Here is an 8,462-nt window from a genome sequence, read left to right on the forward strand (position 1 = left end):
AAACATGATAAGAATAAACAATATTAAAAACTGTATTTTTATCACTTTATTCAAAATAAACAACCTGTAAATTTAATATGAAAAAATATATTCTATTAGCCATTATAATTTGGAATTCAAATATAAGTGCCCAAACAACATTACCTAATCCAGTAGAAGAATTAGGAGTTTGGTATATGTATAATGGTTCACACCGAGTATCAGAAAAATTCAGTATTAAATCTATGGCACATTTCCGTTTTTTCGAATTTGGTGAAGATATGCAACAGTTTATCGGTCGTTTTGGAGCCAATTATAAAATAAATAAAACCTTTGGTGCTACTTTAGGATATGCGTATTTAAATACAGATACATCTTACGAAGTAGATGGAGGAACTTTTGGAGATCATAGAATTTATGAAGATTTATTAGCAAATCATAACATGGGTCCTTTAAAGTTTGCACATCGCTTACGTGCTGAGCAACGATTTTTCAGATCACAAACAGGACATTTTATTCGTTATCAATTAGGGTTAAGCTATCCTTTAAGTAATAAATGGTCTACATATTTATATGATGAAGTTTTCTTTGATTTTACAGGACAATCATACAACCAAAATTGGTTAGGTGCTGGAGTAAAATATCAATTATCTAAAGTTGTAAAATTACAATTAGGTTATATGAGTATTAACACAGATGTAGGTCAGAATTTCGATCGAATTCAAATGGGAATTTCTATTAGTACAGATCATAGAAAAAAGAGCGGTAAATAAAATTTACCTTTAAATTTTACTAAATTCAAATCAAATTCCATGGAAAGTCAACCTTTATTTACAAACGATGCTATAGTATTTGGAATTTTAATGATTTCTCTTGGTTTTGTTTTTTACACAGAAAGTATTAAACAAGGCTTTTGGAAGAAGTTTTATAAAATTGTACCCGGTGTATTAATGTGTTATTTAATTCCTGCTATTTTTAATTCATTTGGAATCATTTCAGCAGACACATCTAAAACTTATTATATAGCAAGTCGTTTTTTATTACCCGCTGCATTAGTTTTAATGACTTTGAGCATCGATTTAAAAGCTGTTTTTAATCTTGGTCCAAAAGCTTTAATTATTTTCTTTACTGGAACTATAGGTATAGTAATTGGCGGACCTTTAGCAATACTATTAATTTCTATTTTTTCTCCTGAAACAGTTGGAGGACTTGGTTTTGATGCCGTATGGAGAGGATTATCTACATTAGCTGGAAGTTGGATTGGTGGTAGTGCAAACCAAGCAGCTATGTTAGAAATTTACCAATATAATCCAGAAAAATATGGAGGAATGGTTTTAGTTGATATAGTTGTAGCAAACGTATGGATGGCCATACTTTTAATTGGTATTGGTAAAACTGAAAAAATTGACAAATGGTTAAAAGCAGATAATTCGGCCATAGAAAACTTAAAACAAAAAGTAAGTTCATTTTCTGAAAGTGTAACAAAAAATCCAACTTTAACAGATTTAATGATAATTCTAGCTTTAGCTTTTGGTACTGTTGGGATTGCTCATTTTGGCGCTGAAAATATTTCTTCATTTTTAAAAAATAATTTTGAAATAGTAGCAGATAAAACTTCAGCACTATCTTCATTCTCTTCTAAATTCTTTTGGATGGTAACTATAGCAACTGTAGTTGGGATTATTCTTTCTTTTACTAAAGCAAAAAATTACGAAGGTGCTGGTGCTAGTAAGATTGGTAGTGTTTTTATATACATATTAGTAGCAACAATAGGAATGAAAATGGATTTATCTGGAATTTTAGAAAAGCCTGGACTAATTGCTATTGGTTTTGTTTGGATGGCTATTCATGCAGGGCTTTTAATTTTAGTTGCTAAATTGATTAGAGCTCCATATTTCTTCTTAGCTGTAGGAAGCCAAGCCAATGTTGGAGGTGCTGCAAGTGCACCTGTTGTTGCCGCTGCTTTTCATCCATCTTTAGCCTCAGTTGGTGTTTTATTAGCTGTGTTTGGTTATGTTGTAGGAACCTACGGAGCTATATTATGTACAATTTTAATGGAAATAGCCTCTAAAGTTTCATAGAATTCTGCATATTTGCAATCGAAAATAAAGATCCAATGAAAAAAATTATCATAGTTTGTATTGTTTCTCTAATCGCTTTTTCTTGTAATGGTAAGAAAAAAGGAAACATGGTAGTGAAAGGTGAAATAAAAGGTTTAAAAAAAGGAACCTTATACTTACAGAAAATGGCTGATACAATTTTAGTTACTTCTGACTCTATTCAATTATTTGGAGATAATAAGTTTGAACTTTCTGATAATGTTGATTCTCCAGTAATGTATTATTTAACTTTTAAAAGTGGTGATAATGAACCTAAAAAATTAATGTTTTTTGGAGAAAAAGGAGAAATTACTATTGAAGATAATATAGAACAATTTGGTTTTAAACCAACAATAACAGGTTCAGAAAATCAGAAAGTAATGGATGATTTTAATCAAATCAACCAACAATTTAAAATGAAACGTTTAGATTTTATTGCTAAAGATATTGAAGCTAGAGCTAAAAAAGATTCTTCTGCAATAGATAGTCTTGAAAAAGCGTATAAAAAAATGGTTCGTAGACGTTTTTTATATACAACAAATTTTGCTGTCTCACATGGAGATTCTGAAGCTGCTCCTTATATAGCTTTATCTGAATTATTTGATGCGAATTTATATTTATTAGATACTATAAATAACAGTTTAACCGACAAAATAAAAACATCTAATTACGGAAAACGATTACAAAAGTTTTTAGATGATATTAAAAAATCTGAAAACAAAACTCAGAAAAAATAAAAAAATCCCGCTTAGCAGCGGGATTTTTTATTGTCGATTATAATTAAATACTTTCTAAGACCTTTCTTATTTCAGAAATCTCTGCTCTTTTCGTATAATCTTCTTTTCCAAAAGCATACTGAATTACATTATTATTATCTATCACATAAGTAGCTGCCATTGGTAATTCTGCTGTAGTATTTTGATTATGCTTTTCTAAATCGATTTTAAATTCGTTACTATAGATTTCTTCTAATTCTTTATCCAATTTAAAAACTAGTCCGAGTTCTTTTCCTAATTTATTATCTATATCACTTAAAACCTCAAAAGTTAATCCATTTTTTTCTTCTGTAGTTAATGAACTATTAGGTGTTTCAGGTGAAATTGCGACTAAATTTGCTCCTAAACTTTTAAACTCTGGTAATACTTGTTGAAGTGCTTGTAACTCTAAATTACAATACGGACACCAACCACCTCTATAAAAAGAAATCACTGTAGCCTTCTCTCCTTTTACCCTATTTAAATTAACTTCTTCTGACTTTACATTAAGTAATTCAAAAGAAGGAAAAGTATCTCCCACTTTAAACGCTTGAGCTGATATTTCTTGTGTAATTAAATCGTTTGTAGTTTTATCCATCACCTCTAAAATAGATGTTGGTATTTTCTTTCTTCCTAAAGCTACTCGTGCTTCTAAGGCTTCTGTTAAACTCATATTATTTAGACTTATCATATAGTTTTATAGTCTGAAAATTTTAAAAATGATTACAAAAAAAACCGTTGAGAAAACTCAACGGCATTTAGTTTTATGTATAGTATGAATTATTTTTCTGAAGAAATATATTTATCAACTAAGTTTTCTAAAACATTTAATGGCAATGGACCATTTGTTAATACTACGTCGTGGAATTTTCTAATATCAAATTTATCACCTAAAGCCTTTTTAGCTTTTTCACGTAACTCGATAATTTTTATCATTCCTATTTTATAAGCCGTAGCTTGACTAGGCATTACAATATGACGTTCCACCATTTTAACAGCATCTGCTTCTGCATTTGGAGTATTATCTGTATAATATTTGATTCCTTCTTCACGAGTCCATTTTTTGGCATGAATTCCTGTATCTACCACTAAACGACAAGCTCTCCATAACTCCATTGCTAAACGACCAAAATCTGAATATGGATCTGAATAGAATCCCATTTCTTTAGGGATAAACTCAGAGTATAATCCCCAACCTTCAACATAAGCCGTATAACGACCTAATTTTCTAAACATAGGAACATTTTTTAATTCTTGAGCGATAGCAATTTGCATATGATGTCCAGGAATTCCTTCATGGTATGCTAATGCTTCCATTTGATAAGAAGGCATACTTGCCATATCGTACATATTTGCATAATATGTTCCTGGTCGAGAACCATCTAAAGCAGGTTGCTGATAAAACGCTTTTCCAGCAGATTTCTCTCTAAAAGCTTCTACAGCTTTCACCTGTAAATCAGCTTTTGGTTTTGTAATAAATAATTCATCTAAACGAGTTTTCATGCTATCGATGATAAACTCGGCTTTATCCATGTATTCTTTTCTACCTTTATCACTATCTGCATAGTAGAACTGTTTATCTGTTTTCATGAATTTAAAAAAGTCTTGTAAACTTCCTTTAAAACCAACTTTTTCTTTAATAGCATTCATTTCACCATGAATTCTGGCAACCTCTTTTAATCCGATTTCATGAATTTCATTTGCTGTTAAATTCGTTGTAGTTGTTCTTTTTAAAGCATTATTATAGAAAGTATCTCCGTTAGGAAATTTCCATGCTCCATCGTCTGTACTTGCAACTTTTTCTTGTGCTTCTAATGTTTTTATTAGATTTGTATACCCTGCAAAAACATTCTCTTTTAATGCTTTTTTTGCTTCTGTAATTAAAGTTGATTTTTCAGCTGCATCAATTTCTAATTTAGATACTTTATTTTCAAAATCATTTAATAAAGTACTTTTCTCGTTAGAAGTATCGAAAGGCTGACCTTTAATTAAATTTTTTGAATCATCTAAAACACGAGCAAAAACAAACTTAGGAATCATAATTCCTGCTTCTTGTCTTTTCTTTAATCCTTTAACCAATTCAGCAAACATTGGCTCAATTCCTTTTAATCTACTGATATAGTTTTCTGCATCTTTCTTAGACCTAATTTGATGCATATTAATTAAAAATGCTGGAATTTCTGCCTGAGAACCATGCATTTGATTTATAGGATAAGAATATAATCTATATTTATCATCTTCAATTGTTTCCTCTAAACTTTGTTTAAAAAGGTCATAGCTTAATTTAGTAGCTTCATCTAATGCTTTTACGTTTACAGAATCATTAATCCATTGTAAAGCTTGTTTTGTGAACTCTAATTCTTTGTCTTGAAATTCATCAGAAATATCATCCCATTTATCAGCATCTTTATTCATTCCCAAATACGTTTGATACATTGGGTGGCGATCTAATGTTGCTGTAAATTGTTGTTGAAAGAAATTATTTACTTTTTTTGATTCTTGTTGAATAGTATCTTGAGAAATTGGTTCTTCTTTTTTGGCTTCAGTTGTACAAGCCCCTAAAACATATAAAGAACAAATTAACATTGTACTTTTACTAAAATTTAATTTCATTACAGTTTTGAATTGATTATTGTAGTAAATATAGTTAATAATAAAAAAACGCTTCTAAAAAGAAGCGTTTTCAAGTTATCATACATGTATTTATTGATTACTCGAGGTGATATTTTTCCCACCTCTAACTATATAAAAATACGATCTTCTATTTCGTTGGTGTTGTTCTTCTGTACATTTATTCTGATTCGCATCGTTACAATTATTTAATAATTGATCTTCTCCATACCCAACTGCACTGTCAATTCTAGAAGGTGCTATCCCTCTAGAGATTAAATAATCTTTGGTTGCTTTAGCTCTATTACTAGATAAATTTCTATTATACTCTTTTGTTCCTCTACTATCTGTATGTGACTCTATTCGAATAACCATATCTGGATTATTTTTCATCACTGAAATAATATTTTCTAATTCATATTTAGAATCTTGACGAATATTATATAAATCAAAATCGAAATAAATTGGATGAATTACAATTTGAGATTCTTGGCCTTCCTTATCTACAATTAAAGATTCTAAAGTTAAATTTGTTGTAATTACTTTTTTATCGACATTAAGCGTAGCAGTTTTTTTCTGATCGTTTCTATAATCATCTTTTGAAGCTGCTATAGTAAAATCTTTTTTACAATCGATACTTTTAAAACTATAACTTCCATCTGCTTTTGTTACTTGTTTAGAAAGAGGTTCTCCATTTTCATCAATTAATCGAACTAATGCTCCAGAAATAGGATCTCCTGACTTTAAATCAGTAACAATTCCTTCAATATCTTCTTTACATCTATTAATAGTAAAACTGTAAATATCATCATCTCCTTTACCTCCTCTACGATTAGAAGAAAAGAATCCATTAGTTCTCTCAACGTTAATTACAAAAGCAAAATCATCTCTAGAACTATTTACTGGTTTCTCTAGATTTACAGGCTTAGTATATTCATTGTTTTCTATTTTAGATTCAAACACATCTAAAGCACCTAAACCTAAATGACCATCTGAAGAAAAATATAGTGTTTTATCACTTCCAACAAATGGAAACATTTCTCTTCCTTCAGTATTAATCTCTCTTCCAAGATTAACTGGTTTACCATAAACATCTTCTTCGTAAATATTAACTTTATAAATATCAGTCTCTCCATAACCATAAGGCATATCTGAAACAAAATACAAAGTTTTTTCATCTGGGCTTAACGCTGGATGTCCAATAGAATAATCATCACTATTAAAAGGTAATTCCTTAATATTTTTCCACTCATTACCTTCCTTTTTAGCTTTATAGATTTTTAAATGAGAAATATTCTTTTTATCACCTTTCAGAGAACTTCCATTGAAATTATCTCTAGTAAAAAACATTGTTCTTCCGTCTTTAGTAATTACTGCATTAGATTCGTGATATCTTGTACTAATTGAATTCAATCTAATTGGATTTTCAACTTCTAAAGTTTTTTTATCGGACTTTACTAAATACGTTTTATACACATTTAAAAAAGGTTGATCATTCCATTTATAAATATCATTCTTTTTTAATTTATCTTCTGCAACTGCTGGTTTTGTTGATGAAAAATAAAATACATCATCATATATAAACCCTCCAAAATCTGAATATTTCGTATTAGAAGATATATTATGTACATTTAAAAATGCGTTATTTGTTTTTGAGTATTCACTGAAATAATCAGAATTTTTTTCTAAAGCTTTAGGTCGGCTATCATCTCGTTGCACATCTTCAATTTTTAAAAGCCAAGAATCTGATTCATTTATATCTCCAGTACTTCTTAACGACTGTGCGAATCTGAAAATATGAGTAACTGATACTTCTTTTGGATAATTTTTCATGAGTTTTTTATACCAAGGCACAGCTTTTTCAAATTCACTATTAAAATAATAAGAGTCGGCAAGTCTACTCAATACTAAATAAGAATTATCTCCTTTTTTATTAATATCGAGGTACATATCTGCTGTTTTTTTATATGCAAACTCTTTAAAGTAACGATCAGCAGTTCTTAACTGTGCGAAACTAACAGCTATGCTAAAAATGGATAGTATAAATAGTACTTTTCTCATCAGTATAAATTTTAATGATTAGAAGAATCTTGGCGATTTCGTTGTTATCTTAGGTGAACCTTCCCAACGTAACATTAATTCGTAAGTTCCTGAATTATAATTACTATAATTAGATGTAGTGAGATCATAAGCAAAACCTAAATTAAAGTTTTTTGCAAATCTAAAACCTAGAAGTGTACTTATAGAATCATCCCATCTCCATGCTACACCTGCATTAAATTTTTCATTAAAAAGAAAATTAGCAGAAAGATCAAGTGATAAAGGCGCACCTTTTACCACTTTTACTAATGTTGCAGGTTTAAATTTCACTGATTCACTTAAATCAAAAACGTAACCACCAATTAAGAAAAAGTGTAAACGTTCTGTTGCTACATTTCCTCCATTAAAAGTATCATCATAATGTTCAGTTCGTAAAATATTTGGTACAGCAGCACCTAAATACCATTTGGGTTTATAATAAAATACTCCAGCTCCAATTGTAGGCAATAAACGATCTAAAACTCCTAATAACTGATCGGATTGTGCTTCTGGATTTCCTCTTCTAGGATCTACATTTAAACTTCGTCCTCCTAGTTTTAAACCAAATGACAAATTTGCATCTTCACTTAATTTAACGCCATAAGAAATATTTGCATCTAAAGACAACTCTCTTGCTGGTCCAATTTCATCATTAATTAAATTAATACCTAAGCCTACTCCACTTGTTCCAAGTGAAGTATCGAAGCTTAGTGTTTGTGAATCTGGAGCACCATTTACTCCAACCCATTGTGTTCTGGCAATAGCTGTAATAATAGTATGTCCGTTTGTACCAACATAGGCTGGGTTAACACTCATTGTATTATACATATATTGTGTAAACTGTGGGTCTTGTTGCGCATTTATTGCATTAGTTACAAATAGTAATAAGGCAACTGTATACTTTATGATGTTTTTCATTGTATAATGATTTTCTCTTTTC

At 29.8% G+C, this 8,462-nt stretch carries 7 protein-coding genes; 3 read left to right on the forward strand and 4 right to left on the reverse strand.

What is annotated here, in order from left to right; translation table 11 throughout:
- Positions 1–77 precede the first annotated feature (77 nt).
- The 3 genes from AC2TEO_RS05465 to AC2TEO_RS05475 are packed head-to-tail and all read left to right on the forward strand — an operon-like array spanning position 78 to position 2,815.
- A complete protein-coding gene (locus tag AC2TEO_RS05465; RefSeq protein ID WP_442267150.1) occupies positions 78–752 on the forward strand; it encodes a DUF2490 domain-containing protein in 675 nt (224 codons plus the stop codon).
- A gap of 39 nt (positions 753–791) precedes the next feature.
- A complete protein-coding gene (locus tag AC2TEO_RS05470) occupies positions 792–2,060 on the forward strand; it encodes a DUF819 family protein (RefSeq protein WP_442267151.1) in 1,269 nt (422 codons plus the stop codon).
- A 35-nt stretch (positions 2,061–2,095) separates the two neighbouring features.
- Positions 2,096–2,815, forward strand: a complete 720-nt coding sequence (locus AC2TEO_RS05475) for a DUF4369 domain-containing protein (RefSeq protein ID WP_442267152.1) — start codon at positions 2,096–2,098, stop codon at positions 2,813–2,815.
- A gap of 43 nt (positions 2,816–2,858) precedes the next feature.
- Here the strand turns inward: AC2TEO_RS05475 and AC2TEO_RS05480 are convergent, their stop codons facing one another.
- The 4 genes from AC2TEO_RS05480 to AC2TEO_RS05495 all read right to left on the reverse strand — a co-directional run bounded on the left by AC2TEO_RS05480 (position 2,859) and on the right by AC2TEO_RS05495 (position 8,440).
- Positions 2,859–3,506 carry a peroxiredoxin-like family protein gene (locus AC2TEO_RS05480; protein WP_442267153.1) on the reverse strand — a complete coding sequence of 216 codons (648 nt, stop codon included), beginning with the start codon at positions 3,504–3,506 and terminating at the stop codon, positions 2,859–2,861.
- A gap of 107 nt (positions 3,507–3,613) precedes the next feature.
- The gene (locus AC2TEO_RS05485) at positions 3,614–5,446 is read right to left on the reverse strand and encodes a DUF885 domain-containing protein (RefSeq protein WP_442267154.1); all 1,833 of its coding nucleotides are present in this window, start codon (positions 5,444–5,446) and stop codon (positions 3,614–3,616) included.
- A gap of 90 nt (positions 5,447–5,536) precedes the next feature.
- A complete protein-coding gene (locus AC2TEO_RS05490; protein ID WP_442267155.1) occupies positions 5,537–7,504 on the reverse strand; it encodes an OmpA family protein in 1,968 nt (655 codons plus the stop codon).
- An 18-nt stretch (positions 7,505–7,522) separates the two neighbouring features.
- Complete coding sequence (locus AC2TEO_RS05495) at positions 7,523–8,440, reverse strand: PorP/SprF family type IX secretion system membrane protein (protein WP_442267156.1); 918 nt, start codon at positions 8,438–8,440, stop codon at positions 7,523–7,525.
- Positions 8,441–8,462 lie beyond the last annotated feature (22 nt).

This window comes from Tenacibaculum aquaeponti (assembly GCF_057221555.1).

Excerpts from the sequence above, each read along its gene's own strand:
- AC2TEO_RS05465 (WP_442267150.1), top strand. The coding sequence starts at position 78 with ATGAAAAAATATATTCTATTAGCCATTATAATTTGGAATTCAAATATA.
- AC2TEO_RS05470 (WP_442267151.1), top strand. The coding sequence starts at position 792 with ATGGAAAGTCAACCTTTATTTACAAACGATGCTATAGTATTTGGAATT.
- AC2TEO_RS05475 (WP_442267152.1), top strand. The coding sequence starts at position 2,096 with ATGAAAAAAATTATCATAGTTTGTATTGTTTCTCTAATCGCTTTTTCT.
- AC2TEO_RS05480 (WP_442267153.1), bottom strand. The coding sequence starts at position 3,506 with ATGAGTTTAACAGAAGCCTTAGAAGCACGAGTAGCTTTAGGAAGAAAG.
- AC2TEO_RS05485 (WP_442267154.1), bottom strand. The coding sequence starts at position 5,446 with ATGAAATTAAATTTTAGTAAAAGTACAATGTTAATTTGTTCTTTATAT.
- AC2TEO_RS05490 (WP_442267155.1), bottom strand. The coding sequence starts at position 7,504 with ATGAGAAAAGTACTATTTATACTATCCATTTTTAGCATAGCTGTTAGT.
- AC2TEO_RS05495 (WP_442267156.1), bottom strand. The coding sequence starts at position 8,440 with ATGAAAAACATCATAAAGTATACAGTTGCCTTATTACTATTTGTAACT.